Source organism: Paenibacillus sp. sgz302114 (assembly GCF_056120345.1).
Genome location: NZ_JBVYOI010000007.1, coordinates 48,703 through 67,084 on the forward strand (window position 1 = coordinate 48,703; position 18,382 = coordinate 67,084).

The 18,382-nt window shown below is 50.6% G+C and carries 14 protein-coding genes and 1 other annotated feature; of the genes, 2 read left to right on the top strand and 12 right to left on the bottom strand.

Going from position 1 to position 18,382, the window contains the following annotated elements:
- The 9 genes from AC0LWF_RS18205 to AC0LWF_RS18245 form a co-directional block, all read right to left on the bottom strand.
- Window positions 1-2,250 (bottom strand): YhgE/Pip family protein, encoded by a 2,250-nt coding sequence (locus AC0LWF_RS18205; protein ID WP_474652964.1) that lies wholly within the window; start codon window positions 2,248-2,250, stop codon window positions 1-3.
- 508 nt (window positions 2,251-2,758) lie between these two features.
- On the bottom strand, window positions 2,759-3,112 hold the full coding sequence (locus AC0LWF_RS18210; protein WP_474652965.1) for an HIT family protein: 354 nt from the start codon (window positions 3,110-3,112) through the stop codon (window positions 2,759-2,761).
- Between the two features lie 47 nt (window positions 3,113-3,159).
- Window positions 3,160-4,761, bottom strand: coding sequence for a 2-isopropylmalate synthase (locus AC0LWF_RS18215; protein ID WP_474653176.1), 1,602 nt, complete (start codon window positions 4,759-4,761; stop codon window positions 3,160-3,162).
- A 955-nt stretch (window positions 4,762-5,716) separates the two neighbouring features.
- Window positions 5,717-6,026 (bottom strand) — a binding site (T-box leader).
- An 85-nt stretch (window positions 6,027-6,111) separates the two neighbouring features.
- Window positions 6,112-7,140 (bottom strand): tRNA (adenosine(37)-N6)-threonylcarbamoyltransferase complex transferase subunit TsaD, encoded by a 1,029-nt coding sequence (gene tsaD, locus AC0LWF_RS18220; protein WP_474652966.1) that lies wholly within the window; start codon window positions 7,138-7,140, stop codon window positions 6,112-6,114.
- On the bottom strand, window positions 7,127-7,627 hold the full coding sequence (gene rimI, locus AC0LWF_RS18225) for a ribosomal protein S18-alanine N-acetyltransferase (protein ID WP_474652967.1): 501 nt from the start codon (window positions 7,625-7,627) through the stop codon (window positions 7,127-7,129). The genes tsaD and rimI overlap by 14 nt, the downstream gene beginning before the upstream one ends.
- On the bottom strand, window positions 7,624-8,496 hold the full coding sequence (gene tsaB, locus AC0LWF_RS18230; RefSeq protein WP_474652968.1) for a tRNA (adenosine(37)-N6)-threonylcarbamoyltransferase complex dimerization subunit type 1 TsaB: 873 nt from the start codon (window positions 8,494-8,496) through the stop codon (window positions 7,624-7,626). Before tsaB ends, rimI begins: the two co-directional genes overlap by 4 nt.
- On the bottom strand, window positions 8,493-8,981 hold the full coding sequence (gene tsaE / locus AC0LWF_RS18235; protein WP_474652969.1) for a tRNA (adenosine(37)-N6)-threonylcarbamoyltransferase complex ATPase subunit type 1 TsaE: 489 nt from the start codon (window positions 8,979-8,981) through the stop codon (window positions 8,493-8,495). Before tsaE ends, tsaB begins: the two co-directional genes overlap by 4 nt.
- Window positions 8,982-8,998: 17 nt before the next feature.
- Window positions 8,999-10,084, bottom strand: a complete 1,086-nt coding sequence (gene thiL / locus AC0LWF_RS18240) for a thiamine-phosphate kinase (RefSeq protein WP_474653177.1) — start codon at window positions 10,082-10,084, stop codon at window positions 8,999-9,001.
- 238 nt (window positions 10,085-10,322) lie between these two features.
- On the bottom strand, window positions 10,323-11,189 hold the full coding sequence (locus AC0LWF_RS18245) for a YitT family protein (RefSeq protein ID WP_474652970.1): 867 nt from the start codon (window positions 11,187-11,189) through the stop codon (window positions 10,323-10,325).
- 286 nt (window positions 11,190-11,475) lie between these two features.
- On the opposite strand from AC0LWF_RS18245, the gene AC0LWF_RS18250 reads away from it, so the two are divergent.
- Window positions 11,476-13,056, top strand: a complete 1,581-nt coding sequence (locus AC0LWF_RS18250) for a response regulator (protein ID WP_474652971.1) — start codon at window positions 11,476-11,478, stop codon at window positions 13,054-13,056.
- Entirely contained in the window at window positions 13,053-14,873 is a 1,821-nt protein-coding gene (locus AC0LWF_RS18255; RefSeq protein ID WP_474652972.1) for a cache domain-containing sensor histidine kinase, read from the top strand. Before AC0LWF_RS18250 ends, AC0LWF_RS18255 begins: the two co-directional genes overlap by 4 nt.
- Window positions 14,874-14,935: 62 nt before the next feature.
- Here the strand turns inward: AC0LWF_RS18255 and AC0LWF_RS18260 are convergent, their stop codons facing one another.
- Genes AC0LWF_RS18260 through AC0LWF_RS18270 form a run of 3 tightly spaced genes read right to left on the bottom strand, consistent with a single transcriptional unit; the run spans window position 14,936 to window position 18,293 of the window.
- Entirely contained in the window at window positions 14,936-16,501 is a 1,566-nt protein-coding gene (locus AC0LWF_RS18260) for an ABC transporter substrate-binding protein (protein ID WP_474652973.1), read from the bottom strand.
- A 53-nt stretch (window positions 16,502-16,554) separates the two neighbouring features.
- A complete protein-coding gene (locus tag AC0LWF_RS18265; protein ID WP_474652974.1) occupies window positions 16,555-17,442 on the bottom strand; it encodes a carbohydrate ABC transporter permease in 888 nt (295 codons plus the stop codon).
- A gap of 32 nt (window positions 17,443-17,474) precedes the next feature.
- A complete protein-coding gene (locus AC0LWF_RS18270) occupies window positions 17,475-18,293 on the bottom strand; it encodes an ABC transporter permease subunit (protein WP_474652975.1) in 819 nt (272 codons plus the stop codon).
- Window positions 18,294-18,382: the final 89 nt, after the last annotated feature.

Sequence of the window (18,382 nt, forward strand, 5' to 3'; positions counted from 1 at the left end):
CTAAGCCAGCTTCACTTCTTTCATAATTGAGCGACGTTTGATCACATATAGCAGCAATAGCGAACACAACCCGAATCCGGACAGCAGCCCTGCAGTCCGGATTATTGCTGTCCACCCCCCGAGTGAGATCAGATGCCGGAGACCTTCAACCGCGTAAGTCATCGGCAGAAAAGGATGAATGAACCGGAATAGCCCCGGCTCCAGCACCACTGGATACGAACCGGAACTCGAAGTCAATTGCAGCATCAAGATTAGCACCGCCACGAACCGCCCTGTATCACTGCCAAGCACCGCAATCATCATGAACAGAATCGCCGTAAATACGAGCCCAACCAGTATTGCGTAGATATACATCGCAAGCGGCGGCAGCACAGTTGGGATACCTAGTCCCGTATGCAAAATAAACACGGACAACAGTGCCTGACAGACGCTGACCGAAGCAAGCGCGACGTATTTGCTGCCAAGGTATGCGAGTGGACCATGAGGCAGAGCGAGCACCCGCCAAATGTCGATCACAAAGAACAGCACAAGTGAGCCCACCCACAATGACAACGCGATAAAATAAGGCGCAAACCCGACGCCGTTGCTCGGCACCGGATGCAAATTCATTTCCTCCAGCTGCACGGGATTCGCGATAACCGCTTGCCGGTTCGCCGCTTGTCCATCTGAGGATGCCATGCCCGCTGCATCCGTTAATTTATCCGCTAGCTCACCTTGCCCGCGATTGATCTGAGCAAGACCATCACGAAGCGCAGCAGCACCGTCGCCAAGCTTTGCATTGCCGATGCGCAGAGACTCCACCCCGCTGCCAAGCTGCAGCAGCCCGGTCATCAGCTTGCCGCTTCCTTGCTGCAATTGACTCACGCCACTCGCCACAGCTTTCACTCGTCCTCCAATCGTATCTGCTGCCGACTGCTGCTTGCCCAGCAATGCTGCAACATCATCTGCCGCTGTACGGAACTGATCCATCTGCCCTGCCAACCGATCAAGCTTCGGTGTCAAAGCAGCCGCTTTGCTGGCGACTTGTCCAATGGATTGCTCCAGAGACGCTCTTAACGTGTCAATCGACTGTATCGCCGCTTGCAGCGTACCGGCCGCATCAGCTCCTGTCGACTGAATGCTGCCAAGCTGCTCAGCTAGTTGCTTGTAATCGGTACTGTTGGGGAGATCCGCATTTTGCTGTCCTAATCCTTGAAGCAGCTGCTGCCCGTTCTGTGCCCGATTACTCATATCGGCGACTTGCTTCTGCACCGGACGAATTAGCGTGCTTAATGTATCTATATCTGATGTCACACTCTTGACGTTAGCCAGCTCGCTTCGAAGCTGCGTCATATCGCGGCTTACCCCTGTCAGCGATGTGAGCAGTTCGGACTGTGAAGCGGCTAACTGATTCGCGGGATTGGATGCAGCAGGTTGTTTAGAAATGGAAGCTGCGCGAATACCGCTCCATTGGTCAATTCCAGCCGTCGCTAGCTCTGCCCAAGCATTCAGCTTCACAAGCCCATTTTCCAGCTCATTTGCACCATTTGTTAAGGATTGTAAACCTGTGGATAGCTTCGTCATGCCGCCTCCGCTTTGAGTTAATCCGTTTGCCAGATCGCCTGCACCCTTGTACGCAGCGGCCGACGCTGCAGACAGCTTGGCTGCGCCGTCTGCAGCGTCCTGCAGCCCTTTTGACCCATTAAGCACCTGATCGAAAATAACGCTTAAATAGTTTTCCTGCAGCTCCTTGCGCAGCTTATCATTCACGCTGGCTGTCACGGCTCGCACAATCTTTGCCTGCAGCATGTTGCTCCCTTCGCTTAACTCCATGTTCAAACGAGTCGGCTGTGGATGATCGCCGCTGACGCTGTATGCTTGTGTCGAGAATTCAGACGGAAGATAGAGTGCGAGCGCATAACGCTCATTCTTAATCCCTTTATGCGCTTGCTCTTTGCTCACCTGGGTCCAGTGGGTACCTTTATCCGCGACCAGCTTCGCTGTAAGCTCACTGCCCAGATTGTGCTGTTCACCACCGCGTTTTGCGCCTGTATCTTCATTAACGACTGCAAGGGGCAGCTTGCTTATCCTTGCAGTAGGATCCCAAAACGCCCATAAGTAGATGAAGCTGTACAACAGTGGAAGGACCATGAGTCCCAGCAGCGATTTACGAACGGCGCGAGACCCCCACATGGATTTGATATCGAGAATAGCTAACCTCAAGCCACTTATTGTTCCTGCCTCATTCGCCTTACTCGTCGTTTCCTGCATTGCATGTTCCTCCCTATCGTCTGTCTAAGTAGCATTTGCACGAAGGCGGCAGCACATGCGATTTTTCAATCTATCCCCCTTGTCCACAGAAATATCCACAGCTATGGATGAATTGTGCGGCAATTCTGGCACTATTAACGAGGTTAAACATGAATAAATTTAACGTTTCTTTAATATTAGATGTTCCTGAGAATTATGAGAGAAGTTATTATCCACTTTATCCACATTGTCCACAGATGGGTTGTGAAAAACTTATCCGACATTTGTTCACATTGTAAATGCCCATTTTATGCGGCTTTCACGCACTTGTTCACATTGGAAGGTATTGCTGTGAGTAACTCTGTGGATAACTGGCGCTGACCCGTGGAAAAAGAAAAACAGAGGGCTGGATAACCCTCTGTTTTCTGTACTATTTGGTGATTGCAGCGCGCAGCTGTGAGCAGACTTGCTGGATATGCTCGGCGCTGCCGCGCGGCGCGTCCGTCCACTCTGCAAGCTGTACCGGGTGTCAGAACAGCTCTGGGGTCCCGGCGTAGCGCGGGATGAGATGCATATGGAAGTGCGGCACAGCATCGCCTCGCACATAGCTATACACATGCTCCGCTTGCAGCGATTCTCGGAGTATCCTGCTAATTCGGTTCGTCGCGACGAAGACTGCGCTTGCCTCCCCGTCCGTCAGATCGCCAAGCCCGCGCGTATGCCGCTTCGCTTCGACGATCAGATAGCCGAGATACACACTCTTGTACTCGCCTCCAATCCCCAAATGCGATATGGATACATGCTCGTTCTCATAGATGACGCCTCCCGCTGGCTTTATGTCTCCGCGGTGCTTGCCGCATATGAAACACGGCTGGATGTCCATACGGTTAGGCGCCTCCTTTTGGGCGGTTCGGACGGCTCGCTTCTAGCTTAAGCTAGCTGTTCCTTCACTTCTTCCGACTCGCTATCTTGCATGCTCATCAGCATCTGGTTGCATGCCCCTACGTATGCCTGTGCCGCCGCCAAAATAATATCGTTATGCACAGCCGTCCCCGTATACCGCAGATTGTTATACACAATGCTGACATTTGCTTCGCCATGCGCATCCTCGCCTGTAGATAACGAGTGGATCTCCAGATCCTCGAACTCCGCGGATACCGGAATCGCCTGCTGCAAGCAGTGAATGACCGCTTCGAGCGGACCTGTGCCCGTGCCTGTCAGCGTCCGTTCTTCTTGCGAGTCGCGCTCGCGGATGGTCACGGAAGCGATGCGGGAACGCTGCGTTCCGGCAAGTACTTGAAGGTCAATCAGCGTGTATGGATCATGCTGCGTCGCTGTCGATTCGCTAGCCAGACGGACGAGAACATCGTCAGGCACGATTTTCATCTCGTCTGCTTTCTCCTTGAACCGATTGTACACATCGAGCAGCTGCTCGTCAGTCAACTCAATGCCGAAATCTGCCAGTCTATGCTTGATCGCATGACGTCCGGAATGTTTGCCAAGCACGATCATGCTGCGCGGAATGCCCATCGCCTCTGGGTCCATAATCTCGTACGTGTTGCGGTTCTTCAAGAGACCATCCTGGTGAATGCCCGATTCATGCTGAAAAGCGTTCCGCCCTACGATTGGCTTATTGTACGCAATCGGGAAGTTCATCGCCCGGCTGACCATCCGAGATGTTTCGTAGATTTCGCTCATCACGATGCCAGTCTCTGCGCCGATGGCCGATTTCCGCGTCTCGATCGCCATCACCAGCTCCTCCAGCGAGCAGTTGCCTGCCCGTTCGCCGATGCCGTTGATCGTCACTTCCACCTGGTTCGCACCAGCTTGGATCGCAGCAAGGCTGTTCGCTACTGCAAGGCCAAGGTCATTGTGGCAGTGTGCGCTGAACTGCACTTTATCCGCACCTCTTGCGCCTGCCCGCACCGTGCGGAACAAGTTGCCGTACTCCTCTGGCAGCGCGTAGCCAAGCGTATCCGGAAGGTTAATGACCGTCGCGCCTTCGGCGATGACCGCTTCAACCATTTCGATGACGAATTCGCGGCCTGTGCGGCTCGCATCCATCGGCGAGAACTCGATTTCATCGACAAACTGCTTGCCGTAAGCGACCATCTGGCGAGCGATCTGGAGTACCTCCTCGCGGGATTTCTTCAGCTGGAAATCCAGATGGATATCCGAGGAGGAGATGAACAGGTGCAGACGGCGGCGGGCAGCATCCATCGTGGAGCGGACCGCGGCGTCAATGTCGCCTTTGATCGCGCGGGCGAAGCCGACGATCTCCACGCCTTGCAGCTCGCGGGAAATCTGCTGCACCGCCGCGAACTCGCCCGGGCTTGATACCGGGAAGCCCGGCTCAATAATGTCGACGCCAAGCTTCGCCAGCTGGCGGGCAAGGACGATCTTCTGCTCCGGGCGCAGCGTCGCGCCCGGCGACTGCTCGCCGTCACGCAGCGTCGTGTCGAAGATGCGGATGATGCGGTTAGTAGATTGGGATTGGGATTGGGGTTGAGATTGAGATTGAGATTGATTCATAGTCATAAGGGTTAACCTCCTAAATGGTTTATGGGATTTGGATTTAATTTGGTGGTGTAGCTGGCTTGGCGGACCTCTTAGGTCAATGTAGATACCTGAAGTACCTTCTTTGGGGCGCTCCGGTGATTTTTGACCGATGTAGATACTCTTAGTACCTTCTTTGGCTCGTTTCGGCGATTTTTGACCGAAGCGACCTGGAGTACCTTCATGGGCTCGCTCTGGTGATTTTTCATCGATGTGCTGGTTTAGTGGACCTCTTTGGCTCGTTTGACCGACTTTTGCTTGATGTAGCTGGTTTGATGGACCTGACCTGATGTTAGTTAATAGAGCTCCCTGGGGGATACTCTTGCGCTCTTTCGGCTCATGTAGGGTAACCAGTACCCTTCTTGCGCCATTTTGCTGCTTTTACGGCTCATGTAGAGTAACCAGTACCCTTCTTGCGCCGATTTGCTGCATTTTCAGCTCATGTAGGGTAACTGGTACCCCTCATAGCCAACGCCAGTAGCCGCCGCTGCCCAACAAAAAAAGCCCATCGTCTCTTGTAATCAAGAGACGACAGGCTTCATGAGCTTGCCGCGGTACCACTCTCGTTGCCCGAACACTCAAAGTCCGGACCCGCTTAAGCAGCAATATTTTCGGCGAGCATGGCGCAACTTGCTTGCCATAACTCACCTTCAATATGCTGCACCCGATCACGGGGGTTAGCCGTAACTGGCGTACTCCCGGCAGCGAACGCTTCGTGCTTAACGCCCCAAAGCATTGCTACCGTGTTCCACCGTTCCGCTCCCAGGCGAGTTCGGATCATCCTTCGACTGCGTCGCACCACCCCGCAGCTCTCTGCTTTTCCCGGATTCGATTCCTACTGCTCCTGATCATTGCGTTTCTGATCTATGTTCACTTCAGTCGTAATAGCATCAAAAAAAAGCCTGCCATCCCCGATTCGAAACCTTTCGAATCAAGAGACGACAGACTTGTTAGTCCAGCGCGGTACCACCCTTGTTGACGCCGCCCATGAGAGCATAACGTCCACTTAAGCATGCTAACGATTCTAGAAGTCGTCAGCGATGCACCCGATCACGGCGGTTAACCGTAACAACGTACGCGAGCTGCTCCATCAGCCTTGGCCTTCGGCCAACAAAACATGGGCTCGTTTCCGCTATTCCGCTCCCAGGCGAGATTCAAGCTGTTACCCGTCTGCGTTGCACCAACCCGCAGCTCTCTGATCACGGTACGTAAGCTCTACTATTCCTGTTCAACGCGTTTCGCATAATGAATGTGAAGTGTTGTTGCCTATTATAGGCTTCCCGAAATCGTCTGTCAATTCAGATATCGAGCAGAGTGAAAATAAATTTAACACTGCACCGACCATTCTTCCAGCGACAACCCCGGCTCTGCTTTCATGTCGAGCGGCGTGAACTCCCCACGCACAAACTTGAGATGCGCAGCCGCGCCAATCATCGCGGCATTGTCCGTGCACAGCTTAAGCGGCGGAATAAGCAGCGGGATGGCAGCTTCTTCACAGCGTGCGGTCAATGCCGCGCGCAGCCCGCCATTGGCGGCAACGCCGCCGCAGAGCAGCAGCTGCTTCGCGCCTGTCTCGCGCACCGCGCGAAGAGCTTTTGTCACGAGCACGTCGATGACAGAGGCTTGGAATCCGCGGGCGAGGGCCGCTTCGCGAAGCGGTTCACCTTTCATTTTGGCAGAGTTGATTGCAGCTAGAACGGCCGATTTCAACCCGCTGAAGCTGAAATCATACGAATCCGGCTCCAGCCACGCGCGAGGCATCACCATCTCCTCTTCAGCACCCTGAGCCAGCTTGTCAATATGAGGTCCGCCCGGATATGGAAAATTCAAAGTCCGCGCTACTTTATCGTAAGCCTCACCTACTGCATCATCCCGCGTACGTCCAAGAATCTTGAACACACCCTCGCTCTCCATCAGTACAAGCTCCGTATGACCGCCCGATGCAACGAGCGCCAGACACGGATATTGCATCTCCGCGACAAGCTCATTCGCATAGATATGCCCCGCGATATGATGTGTGCCGATCAAGGGCAGACCTAGCGCCATTGCTAAGCTTTTGGCTGCGACGATGCCGACAAGCAGTGCCCCGACTAGCCCCGGACCTTGCGTAACCGCAATAGCCGACAGATCGCGGAACGTCACGCCTGCCTCTAACAGCGCCTGCTCCATAATGAGCGTAATCGACTCGACATGCTTGCGCGATGCGATCTCCGGCACGACGCCTCCGAATCTTTTGTGCGTCTCGATTTGGCTCGAAACAATGTTGGATAAAATATGTTTACCGCCGCGGATAACCGCTACGCTCGTCTCGTCGCAGCTCGTCTCCACAGCGAGAATAAGTTCATTCGTCGTCATCTGTAAGCCCCACACCCGAGGAATTCAGCTCCGCCCACATAATGAGCGCATCCTCCATATTGTCTGAATAATAGCCAGGGCGAATGCCGGACGGCTCAAAGCCCAGCTTGCTGTACAGCCGCTGAGCCACCTCATTGGACACCCGCACCTCAAGCGTCATGCGCTTCGCGCCGAACATGACCGCAGTCCGCTGCAGCTCCACCATCAGCTTCGTGCCGAGCCCAAGACCGCGATACTGCTCGCGAACAGCCACATTCGTCACATGCGCTTCATCCATAATCGTCCACATGCCGCCATAACCGATCACTTCACCCTCGTAATCCATCACCATATAACGGGCAAAATGATTGTTCGTCAGCTCGTTCACGAACGCCTCCTCGGTCCATGGACTCGTGAAGCTTTCCCTCTCGATGGCTACAATCGTAGGCACATCATCAAGCGTCATCATTCGAAAAACAAGACGGCTCACATCCTCAATTACTTTCACTGTGACCCGCCGCCCTTTCCGTCAGCCGCTTGCTGGGCTGTTTTCTCCTGAAGCTTCACTTCCGCTTCCGTCAATTGCGTATAGTTCGGGATGAACGTATGCGCATCATCCCGCTCGCCTGCAGCGAGGCGCTGCAAGCCAAGCGAAGCAACCGATCGTCCTTCCAAAATATACTCCTGCTTGCGCACTTCTACGCTGAGACCAGCTTCCGAGCACAACTGCTGCAGCCGGTCCGCTTCGGCTTCATGCTTCTCCAGTTCGCCGACGATCCAAATCGCGGACGGTCGCGATTCAGAAGGTAACTCAGCTAGCCTCGCAACAAGCCGATCTACCCAGTCGTGCATGAGGCGAATGCCGTCTTTGGACACGCGCGTCCAATTGGAGTCTTCGCCGTCATTCGCCCACGCCTCGAACAACGCCGTGTATACCTGAGCGCGCCTTGCGTCCATAATCGGAACGATCCACACTGGAGCGTCCACCTGCGACTGTTCTGCATAAGCATGAGCATGGGATTGCCACGCGCCAAAGCCGAGCGCTTCGATGCTGGACACGCCGACGAGCGGCTTGTTCCATACCCATGACAGCGTTTTGCCCACAGAAACGGCGATTCGCATGCCTGTGTAAGATCCGGGACCGCGTCCAATCGCGATACCGTCCAGCTCTTCCGGCTTTACGCCGCAGTCCGCCAAAATCTGTTGCACAATAGAGACGGTATGAACCGAATGGTTGCGCTCCGCAAGCGACTGTATGTCTTTAAGCACTTCTTGCCCGCGCACGAGCGCGCAGGCCAAAGAGGCTGTTGATGTATCTAGTGCGAGCACGAGCTGTTGCCCGTTCTGTTTCGCCGGCGATTGTGTATGTTCACTCATTCGCTTTGTGCTCCTATCGCCTGTAATTGTTGGCACCATGCCACATACTGCGCGCCGATGCCGGTTATCGTAATCCGCCGCGCTTCGTCGCCTAAGTGCGTGATGTACATCTGCAGCCGATCCGGCGGAAGCAGCGCTTCAATCAAGCTTGCCCATTCGACGATCGTGACGCCGTGGCCGAAGAAATAGTCGTCAAGCCCAAGCTCGTCCGCCTCGTCCTCGGACAAGCGATAAACATCCATATGATAAAGCGGCAGCTGCGCGCCTTTATATTCTTTAATAATCGTAAACGTCGGGCTGTTCACGACGCCCGGCACACCGATTCCGGCTGCAAAAGCTTGCGAGAACCGCGTTTTGCCCGCGCCAAGATCGCCGTCCAGCGCCAGCACCGTTCCCGGCACTGCCCAGCTCGCCAGGAGCTGCGCCAAACGGACGGTATCCCCTTCGTTCTCCGTCATCCATATGACTTCCATTTGCTCGCTCATGAAGCGTATCTCAGCTCCTAATTTCCAAAATGATTATAGCCGCGCTTCGCAATCGTTTCCCGCAGCGGCCCGCCACGAACATCAAACTCGCGAATAAGGGCAACTCCGGCAGGTCCTGCCTCGACCTCGCCGATGAGGTACATCGGCAGGCCGGCCGCGGCGAGCTCCGCCTTCGCCGCCTGTGCATCTGCTGCTGCGAGCGTGCCGAGCAGCATGTAGTCTTCGCCGCCGTAGAGGATCCAGTTCAGCGGATCCTCGCCGCAGCTGTGCGCGTAGGCGGTCATGCTGCCGCTGCGCGGCAGCAGTGACTCGCGCAGCGCGAGCGTGACGCCCGAAGCCTCTGCGATTTCCCAGGCTTCGCTGGCGAGTCCGTCGCTGATGTCATTCAGCGACGTGACGCTTCCGCGCGCGGCGAGCATCCGCGCCGCGCGCACCGAAGGCGCCGGGCGCTGGTGTGCTTGCACCAGCGCCGAGGCGCCAGGCGGCAGCGGCGGCGTGCCCTTGCCGCCGCCAGCCGCTTCGCCGCCGCGGGCAGCTGCCGCGGCGAGCAAAGCGTGAAGACCGGCCGCGGCCATTCCCGCGGGGCCGGTCACGAACACGGCGTCGCCGGGCGCTGCGCCTGCCCGGCGGATCGCCGCTCCTGCCGTGACGGTTCCCATCACCGTCACGGACACAACCATGTGCAGCGGCGCAGATGTCGTGTCGCCGCCAACGATCGCGACGCCATAGGCATTGGCGCACGCGAACAGCCCGTCATAGAGCCGGCTTATACGTGGCGGCTCCCAAGCTGGCGGAGCGCTGATAGAAACCAGCGCATGCCGGGGCTCGCCGCCCATTGCCGCTATGTCGCTAATATTGGCGGCAAGTGCCTTCCAGCCGATGTCGAAAGCCTCCATCGTCGCATCGCTGAAATGGACGGTCTCGACCATCGTGTCGACCGCCATCAGCCACTGCAGCTCGCCGGCGGCAACACTTGCCGGCGCCTCTACAATCGCGGCATCGTCGCCGATGCCGAGCACGACTCCTTGCTCCTGAAGCAGCGCCGGGCTTTGGCGGCCTTCTGTCCAGTAGCGTATCCGCGCAAACTCATCCAATCCGGCCACCTCCTGCTTCGCGCCGCTCTTTGTTTTTCTTTTGCCCATACTCTCAAACGCTTCGCTTAACGCGGGCCGCTCTGCCATCGCATTGTTTACTTACAATAAGCTTGCTTGTCCGCTCAAGGTTTGCCGCATTTGCTTAATTTACCTTATTATATCGGTCAACCACTCTACCCGCAACAAAACAGGCAAGACCACGCCAGCGCGCAGCCTTGCCTTTATTGAACTGCCTATACCTTAAACACTAGTGGATTGCCCGCTTCTTGAAGCGGCCGCCCTTCACGTCGTGTATGTTGCCTACCGCGAGAAAAGCAGCCGGATCCAACTCCTGCACAATTGACTTCATCTTCGCCTCTTCCAGACGCGTAATGACGCAGAAGATAACCCGCTTCGTGCCGCCGGAGAACGCCCCTTCCCCGTGCAAATATGTCACGCCGCGGCCTAGACGGCTGATAACCGCATCGCCGATTTCTTTCCACTCCTCGCTAATAATCCAGACCGACTTCGACTGATCGATCCCCTCCAGCGTCACGTCTATGACCTTGAAGGCAATGTAGTAGGCAATAAGCGAGTACATCGCGCTGTCCCAAGAGAAGACGAAGCCCGCGCTGCCGAGAATGAACAGATTGAAGAACATTACGATCTCGCCAACAGAGAATGGTGTCTTCTTCGTAAACAGAATCGCAATAATCTCCGTCCCATCGAGCGATCCCCCGAACCGTATGACGAGACCGACACCGATGCCGAGAATGACACCGCCGATAACCGGAGCGAGGAACGTGCTATACGTCAGGGCCTTCACTGGGTGCAGCAGCGTTGTACCGATAGACATGACCACGACCCCATAAAGCGTGGAAAGCGCGAACGTTTTACCAATCTGTTTGTATCCGATGATAAGGAAAGGCACGTTTAGCACGAATAGAAACATACCGAGAGGCAAGCCCGTTAAATGAGAAATAATAATTGAGATACCGACAATCCCACCATCAATAATGTTGTTCGGTACGAGAAAAATCTCAAGCGCGACAGCGACAAGCGCAGCGCCAATAGTAAGAAACACCAGTCTAGATAGCAGTTCAAGTTTCGTCAACCGATAATGCTGTTTAGCCATATGATCCCCCCTTAAGCTTAACAAAAACACGAAAAATAAGCTTATTTATCCATTATACCCTCTTTTGAGCCAAATTCCAAATATAAACCCGTGTTATCTTCATCTTTTAATAATTTACATCTTCCAATCGTCATCTTTCGATGTTTATTGCAAGACTGCTTCTATTCATCTCGTTATGTAGTTGAGTACATTTATCCTCCTACTCAGACAGAGACTTGTGTTGTAACATGGGGATACACTTTGTTATGTATGGACGATATAACTGCATGATCGGGAGTGAAATCACATGATTAAGCTGCTCGTCGTTGAAGATGAGTCCGATACGAGAAAAGGTCTGATGAAGCATATCAAGTGGAGCGAACTGGGTGTGGATGTTGTTGAAGAAGCTCGGGACGGCATAGAAGGACTAGAGGCAGCTCGCCTCATGCAGCCCGATATCGTTATATCTGATATAAGAATGCCAGGAATGAACGGTATCGAATTTACTGCCAATGTCCACGAACAATATCCAGCATGCAAAATCATTTATTTAAGCGGATACTCGGACAAAGAATACCTTAAAGCCGCTATTCGTTTAAACGCTGTCGGCTATGTTGAAAAACCGATTATTATCGAAGAGCTGCAAGCTGTTATTAGACAAGCCGTACAGCTTTGTATCGAGAACAATAAAGTCAATCATATTAACGCGGCACTCTCCGGCAGCCTGCCATTCATAAAGCAAAATATTGTGAACGGGCTTATAAACAACACGATAGACGGCCGCGAACTGCAACGAAACTTGAGCCTTGCAGGCATATCTTTTGATCAAGACGACTCCTATACGGTTTCTATCATCGTCCCCTCCTATAAGGAAGACGAGTCGAATGACGTCAAACAAAGCTGCGGTAAATTGATGACCGAATTTCTGAATCAAGGTTCTGACGGCTTTACTCACTTGGCGGTTAATGATGATGCACATCATATCGTAGTCGTATCCGCGCACAAACCGGAGAAAAGGAAACAACTTAGCGAACTCTATCAGCTTCTTGCAGAGCATGTGAAGGAAAAGGAACGGAAATGCGCACGAATTTCTTGGATTGTCGGAAGCACCTCGTCCGAATTGTCCAAAATAAGAGATTCCTATGAATCCGCAGCCAGCTTTCTAAAAACCCTCTTTTATTATGACAACAGTGCTATTTATTATTCGACTGCCCTGCCAGGTGCTGTACACAAAATCAATGAGGAAATCTTGCCTTCCTATGCGAAGCTGCTACAGCATCTTCAGCAAGCGAATATCATTTCGTACATTGAGCATGTCTATTACGATCTCAAAACAAAACCAGGAATGCCAGTTGAGGAAGTCAAAAATCTATTCTATCTCATGATGCACATGCTTACCCAGCAAGCTGAGAAACGAGGACTGCAGCTAATCATATCCGGTCAGCCGAGAGAAGAATATGATTGGGCGATCATGTCGAGGATGGATACGCTTAAGCAGCTTAAAGATTATTTTCTCAAAAAAGCAACTTATATATTTGACCAGTTAGAAAAGATAGAATCCAATAGCAGAGCAGTTGTTGACGTTATCAAATATATACGCAGCAACTACAGCGACAAGGAAATTTGCATGAATACGCTCGCCGAGCATGTTCACCTGACGCCTACCTATCTGTCATCGCTGTTTAAGAAAGAAACAGGTAAAACGATCGGCGAGTATATAACAGAGGTCAGAATTGAGAAATCAGCCGACCTGTTGATGGAACCACATTCCAAGCTGTATGAGATAGCGGATCGATCCGGTTACAATGACGCCAATTATTTCTCCAAAGCATTTAAAAAAATAAAAGGAATGACGCCGGCACAGTTCAGGAGAAACCACAAATCGTGAGCCATTTATTCCGGACCATTATCGGATTATTCGCACATATGCACCTCAGGGGAAAGCTGCTTATCTCCTACTTCCTTCTTATCTTCTTTCCGCTGGCGCTGCTGACGGTCATTTCTTACAAAAATGTATCTCGTGATTACGAGAAACAAATACTCCACTCCGCGGACCAGTCGTTCGACCAGGCCTATACGTTCTTAAATTATAAAGTGAACACGCTTATTCGGGCTTCCGATGTCATCTATTTCAACTCTGATGTGCAATCGATTCTGACAAGGAACCAGAGCGAGTTCGAGAACAATTTTGTCCAGCAGAATATCGACAGACAGAAGCTGGAGTTTTTTCTCGAAAGCTTCAAGAACATTGAAGATATTTATCGGGCCAGCCTCTATGTTCCCAAGTGGTTCATGTATGCAGAGCAGAACTACAACTTTCATGATATTAACTTGTTTTCCGGGACTGAAACCTATCAATCACTGATGCTGTCGAAGGATAAGGTCAATTGGCTTCCATCGCATGCCATCAGAAACAACAATAGCGATCTCGATCCGGTGCAGGTCATCTCTTTGTTAAGAAAAATTAGAAACATTGAACAGACATCAGAAATTATAGGTGTTATTGAGCTCAATATACTGAAAGCAAACATTGAGAACATTATACAGAAAGCAAATATCACCTATGATGGAGTCGTTTATATTCAAAACTCGAATGGGGATATCGTCAGCTGCTCCAACGTGCAAAATTTTGATCAGATTAATCCGAATGTAGCGCTTCTCAAGGAGCTTCCGGGAAACGGCACGACATGGAACGACGCCTTAATCGGCAGCAATGATTACGTTGTAAAAGTACGAGCATTAGAAAATACAGATTGGACGATGGCAACAGCCATTCCATATACGGAAATATTTAAGCAGAGCACCCGGATCAGAGCGCTCATGCTCGTATTGATGCTGATATGCGGGCTTGTCTCCTATGGATTCGCCTATTTGATTACAGGAGCAACGGTCAAGCGAATACTCCTGCTAATGAAAAAAATGAGGTTGGTGCAGGAAGGATTTCTTCATGTTGAAGTGAATTCCAACGTTCACGATGAGATCGGCGACTTGACCGACAGCTTCAATCATATGGTTAAGAGACTGAAGCTTCTGGTAGAGGAGCAATATCAGAACGGCAAAGAAATTAAAAGTTTGGAGCTTAAAGCTCTCCAGGCGCAGATCAACCCGCATTTTCTATATAACACGCTGGAAATGATCAACTGGAAGGCCATTGACAATGACGTGCCTGAAATTGCAGTCATCTCACAATCGCTGGCCAAATTTTATAAGCTCAGTCTTAACAAAGGGAAAGATATTGTAAGCATAGAGGATGAGCTCGACCATATCCGAATATACGTCAAAATACAGAATCTTCGATTCGACGATCAAATAGAGCTCGTCATCCAAATTGACCCTGATTTAAACAGCTACGACATTCTGAAACTAATCCTCCAGCCCATCGTTGAAAATTCCATTATCCATGGCATACGAGAAATTAGGGGGATCGAGAAAGGCACAATCACCATTACCGGATTGTTGGATAAGAATGATATTATTCTGATTGTCCAAGACGATGGCGTAGGAATGCCTCAGGAAAAAGCCGATGAAATACTTGCAACCGGAAATACAGAGGTTGAACTGCATGGATATGGCGTTAGAAACATTAATCATCGAATCAAGCTCTGCTATGGGCAAGAATACGGCTTAACCTACTCCTCCTCGCCAGGTTATGGAACCTCGGTAACGATTCGCATACCGGCCGTGCGATCCTCCGATAAACAATAAAGGTTCGGGAAGGATATCATCCTTCCCGAACCTTTATTGTGTCTATATACGCCTCTCAGCTATTACTTGTTGGCTGCAAGAAAGGCATCCAGCTGTTTTTGCATCTCAGCTATAATTTTATCGGAGCCGGCGTTCTTAATTTTTTCAACCAGCGTCTTGAGTCCGTCCTCTGGATCTTTGATGTATCCGTAGTTGAGCGGAACCGCGTATTGCTGCACGACATTATTTATGGCTGCCATTTCGTTCTTGACGGGCTCAAAGTCTGGCGTAAAGAGCGCATAAGGATTATCTTTAGCTCGATCTGACAGCTGCTTCCTAATATCGCTAATGTTCGGCGGAGAGTCAACAGGCTCCTTATAGAACTCCGGCGTCTTAAAGCCCCAGGAGCAATAGCCTTCAGGCGCGAAGCCTTCGATATCAAGCACCTTCAGCTTGTTGTCTGCCGTAACCTCATAATGCTTGCCTTCGATTCCATAAGTGAGGAGGTCATAATAGCTTTCATTCGTTCTAAGCAATTCAAGGAACATCAGCGCTCTTTCCGGGTTTTTGGCCGATGCAGGGATCGCCATTCCATCCTGCATAGCTGAAGTTTTATATGTGTATTTGCTGTTCGGGAAAAACTCTACATTCCAATCCGGATGCTCCATATACACGCTTCTCCAGGAATCCTGATTGTGCAGGTTGCTCGCCGCTTTTCCATTCTTGAACATCTTATCGTCTTTATTTGAGAGAATCGATTTCGACCAATACCCCTTATCTCCCCACTCTTTCATTTTCTTGTAGTAATCCAGAATGCCATCGGTTTCATACAAGTTAACGATCTTCGCAGCTGGATCATCCATGTTCAACACGAACGGAGAGTATTGTGTCGCTAGGATATTATAGTACCCGTTAGCTGCATAATAGTAGCTTTCAAGGCCGCCCGAGGAGCTGATTTGGCCGCTTGGATCAAGCTGCGGATCGTTCTTCACAACCGCATCATAATATTTGCCTAAGTCGTCCAAGTTCTCAATCGACTTCAGACCGTATTTCTCCATCAAATCGCCTCTTACAATGTAGCCCATATCCCCGTACTGGTAAAACTGGGCTGGCATGGCATAGAGATGACCATTCACTTCCGTCTGTTTATACGCATCGGGAGTGATTTGTGCCAAGCTTTTCGGTGCATACTGCTTGGCCAGGTCTTCAATCGCCATAAAAGCACCTTTCCGAGCATTGGAATAAAAATTCGTCCACGTTGATGCATAAATCAGATCGATAGGCTCGCCGGAAGCAAGCAGCAGCGGATATTGCGTGCCGAAATCAGCCCATCCGATCCAGTTGACCTTCAGCGTAGCGTTTAAATCCTTCTCCAGCTTTTTGTTCACTTCAGCAAGGACCGCATCGTAATCTTTCGCAGGAGAGCCGATCAGATACATATTCAATTCAACCTTCTTGGAGAGATCTACAGATGTGTTGCTGGAAGCACTATCGTTCGTGCCGCTCGGTTCAGCTGCGTTGCTTGATTCGCCCGTGTTGCTCGAATTGGAGCTCGATTCATTGGAATTTGCTCCTCCGCAGCCTGTAAGTACAACGCCCATAATGAGTATTACAGCTAATAGCAGGCTTACGACCATTGATTTTCTCAAACAGATGCCCCCCTCAATATGTTTGTTTATGCGATAAACCGGCTTTGCCGGTACTACCCTTTAATTGCGCCAACAGTAAGGCCCTTTACGAAATACTTCTGTACATAGGGATAGACGAGAATAATTGGTCCTGTCGCGATGACCGCCATCGCCAGCTTTAGCGATAAGGTAGGCACATCAATCATGTTCACGCTTGCCATTCTGGATATTCGAGATATGGCTTCAGAGGATTGGAGAGTCGAGAACAACAAGTATTGAAGCGGATATTTCTTCGTATCTGTTATGAACAGCATGGCGTTATACCAATCATTCCAATATTCCAGCGCATAGAACAGTCCGATTGTTGCAAGCCCGGGCTTGGTTAGCGGCAAAATCAGCTTTTGATAGATGGTGAAGTCTCCCGCTCCGTCGATCTTTGCCGATTCGCTTATGGAATCAGGTATTGAGCTTATAAAGCTTCTCATGATAATCAAATAAAACACATTAATGAGCAGAGGGAGAATTAACGAAATCAAGTCGTTCTTCAATTGTAGATATTTGACAAAGAAGATATAGATCGACAAAATCCCGCCATTGAACAATGTTGTAAAGTAAAAGAAAAACGCGAGCTTGTTCCGATATTTAAAGTCCTTTCTGTTAAGCACGTAGGCTGTCATTGAAGTAATGAATAGCCCGACACTTGTTCCAACAACCGTAATGAAGATGGAAACTCCATATGCCCTAAAGATATCTTGAGGGTACTTAAACAGTATCCGATAAGCCTCAAAGGATAACTCTCTCGGCAGGACTCCGTAGCCATGCTGAGCAATGGCGTTCTCCGAGGTGAAGGATCCGGACACCAGCATGACAAATGGAAGCAGGCATAGAATAACGGCCACGACAACCACCGAATAGCTAATGACATTGAATACAATTCTAGAGCCTGCAACCTTCTTGTTCATATTTCACCTCTCCTGTAGCAGTGCTTAATAGATTAGAACAGCGCGTTCTCCGGTCTTGTCTTTCGAATAATTCCGTTCACGAGCATAATCGTAACGAAGCAGAGCACGGATTGATAAAAGGTAGCCGCAGCCGGCATCGCGATATCGCCGCTTGTAATAAGCGATCGGAATACGAACGTGTCGATGACATCGGTAGCGTCGAACAGCTGGCCGTTATTTCCGACAATCTGGTAAAACATCTGGAAGTCGCCGCGCAATATCCTGCCTAGGCTGAGCAGGAACATAATGAATATCGTTGGCGTAATCGACGGCAGCGTAATATAAAATATTTTTTGAAAAATATTAGCTCCATCAATATCCGCCGCTTCGAAGCATTCGTTATCGATACTGACAATAGCCGCAATATAGATGACCGATGTATATCCAACCCATTTCCACGAGTTAAAAAAGCAGATGATGATCACCCATACATAGGGCATGCTGTACAGATTGACCGGGTCCATGTGCAAGGATTTAAGCACACTATTCAAAGTTCCCGTTTCATAATTGAAGAGGTTATAAGCGAAAACGCCAACAATCGTCCACGAAATAAAGAATGGCAGGAAAATAATCGATTGCGATATTTTCTTGAAATACTTGCCTCCCATTTCACTAATAAAAATCGCAATCATAATTGCAAAGCATTGCGAGGTTACCAGATTAAGCAGGTTATAGAGGATCGTATTTCTAGTAACCAATAGGCCTGTACCTGAATTGAAAAAGTATTTGAAGTTATCTAGCCCGTTCCACGGACTGCCGAACACGCCAAGATTGAACCTGTATTCCTTGAACGCCAGTATAATGCCCGCCATAGGAACATAGGAGATCAATACAATTAGAAAAATGGCCGGCAGAACCATTAAAAATAAAGTTCTATTTTTTCTGAGTTCATAAAGAAAGC